General features: G+C 39.0%; 3 pseudogenes. All 3 read left to right on the top strand.

Going from position 1 to position 2,451, the window contains the following annotated elements:
- Positions 1 to 1,231 (top strand): annotated as a pseudogene (locus M1F56_RS09665) (IS3 family transposase); the annotation flags it as partial.
- Positions 1,214 to 1,378, top strand: a pseudogene (locus tag M1F56_RS09660) (IS3 family transposase); the annotation flags it as partial. The pseudogenes M1F56_RS09665 and M1F56_RS09660, both read left to right, overlap by 18 nt.
- Positions 1,379 to 1,532: 154 nt before the next feature.
- Positions 1,533 to 2,451, top strand: a pseudogene (locus tag M1F56_RS09655) (transposase); the annotation flags it as partial.

Raw genomic sequence — 2,451 nt, 5'->3', positions numbered from 1 at the left:
ATAAAGTTCAGATCTATGAACTTAGAAAACAAGGATATAGCTTAGAGAAGCTTTCAAATAAATTTGGGATAAACAATTCTAATCTTAGGTACATGATTAAATTGATTGATTGTTACGGAATAGAATTCGTCAAAAAAGGAAAAAATCGATACTATTCCCCAGAATTAAAACAAGAAATGATTGATAAAGTTTTACATGAAAACTGGTCTCAAGATAGAGTTTCTCTCAAATATGCTCTCCCAAATCGTGGTATGCTTCCAAATTGGCTGGCGCAATACAAGAAAAACGGGTATACTATTATTGAGAAAACAAGAGGGAGATCAGCTAAAATGGGACGTAAACGAAAGAAAACTTGGGAAGAAATGACAGAATTAGAACGACTCCAGGAGGAGAATGAACGTTTACGTACCGAGGTGGCCTACCTAAAAAAGTTAAAAGAGTTAGAGGAAAGGGACGAAGCCCTAGAGCGAGAAAGGCAGAGACAGTTAGAGAAATGGTTTCAGGAGGATTTCGACTAGATTTACTTCTTGAAGTGGCTCGTTTAGCTCGCTCAACTTACTACTATCAGTTGAAGGAACTAGATGGGCTTGATAAAGATAAAGAGCTTAAAACCGAAATTCAGACTATTTATAATGACCATAAAGGAAATTATGGCTATTGCCGAGTTACTCTCGAACTCAGAAATCGTGGTTTTGTAGTGAATCATAAGAAAGTTCAACGTCTGATGACGGTCCTTGGTCTAACGGCTCGAATTCGTCGTAAACGGAAGTATTCTTCCTACCGAGGAGAGATTGGCAAGAAAGCAGATAATCTCATTCAACGCAAATTTGAAGCAACCAAACCAATGGAAAAGTGCTATACAGATGTAACGGAGTTTGCCATTCCAAATAGCACACAGAAACTCTATTTATCCCCTGTTTTAGATGGCTTTAACAGTGAAATTATTGCTTATCATCTTTCTACTTCGCCCAACTTAGAACAAGTGAAGAGTATGTTAGAACAGGCATTCACAGAGAAATACTATGAAAATACCATTTTACACAGCGACCAGGGCTGGCAATACCAACATGATTCTTATCATCGGTTCCTAGAGAGTAAGGGAATTCAAGCCTCCATGTCACGCAAGGGCAACAGCCCAGACAACGGCATGATGGAGTCGTTCTTTGGTATTTTGAAGTCGGAAATGTTTTATGGCTATGAGAAGCACTTTAGGTCTTTAGAGGACCTTGAATAAGCCATTGTAGACTATATTGATTATTACAACAACAAACGAATTAAAATCAAACTAAAACATACTAAGGTTAGTAGTGAGGAAATCTCCGACGGGAGAAAGTACTCACTACTTTTTCATTATGTTAAAGTAGAGAGGTCTTGTTAAGTCGATAAGTCCTTTGGTGCTAGACGTCATAACTAAAACTGATAAGACACCTGTTTTAGGAAGAATATTATCAAAGTATGTGGGACGAAAAACGTCGAGTATTGAAAATGACATCACTAAAGCAAGGAATCATTCAAGACAAAAAGGTAATATCATGCGAGTAGTTTTTGGGATTGACGTGAGTAAAGCAAGTTCAGAAGTGGCCATCTTGATCAATGGAGAGAAAGTACATGGCTATACCATACCCAATGATGCCATCGGATTTAATCGATTACTTGGGGACTTAAAGACTGTTCACCAGTCAGAGATTGTCTTCAAGGCGACTGGGGTCTATTCTCGTCGTCTTCAAGCATTCTTTGAGGATAAGAGTTACGCTTATACCACGTCTCAGTTCATTCTCAATCGCAAGCCAAGCCATGTCCAAGAAGCGCTTTATCAAGAATTACGCTACTTCAGCCGTTCCTATCAGAATCTTACTGAGGATATTATCTACGCTAAAAACCGTCTGCACAAGGTTTTACAGATTACTTTTCCTGAATTGGAAAACACAACTGGGGAACAATATTGGAACTTGGTCATGACTTTTCCATGTAATCGTTTTGTACTGGAGTCAGATGACGCCACATTAACAGCTATCATCCGTCAGTCTACGGCAAAACGCATCTCTGAAAAACGTGTGACTTACTTAGTAGATAAGCTTACAAAACTAGCTAATCAGTCTTATTGTGCGGTCAAGAAAACCTCTCCAGTGATAGAAGAGGTCAAATACTATGCAGGGGAGTTCTTAGGCTTTCTGAACGCAGACAAGGTGTTTTAGAGGAGATAGTAACATTGGCTCAACCTTTGCCAGAATACGAGATTCTTCTCTCTATTCCTGGAATAGCTGAAATCACAGCGACAAGTATTATTGGCGAACTTGGTGACATTCGTCGATTCCACTCTGCCAATCAAATCAATGCTTTTATTGGGATTAACCTCAGACACTATGAATCTGGGGACTTTCTAGCCAAGGAACACATCACCAAACGTGGGAATCCCTATGCCAGAAAGATTCTCTTTAAGTGCATTCATAA

Origin of the sequence: Streptococcus oralis (assembly GCF_023109005.1) — a bacterium.
In the GTDB taxonomy this organism is placed as follows: Bacteria; Bacillota; Bacilli; order Lactobacillales; family Streptococcaceae; genus Streptococcus; species Streptococcus oralis_BU.
This window is presented reverse-complemented; position numbering and strand designations above follow the sequence as displayed.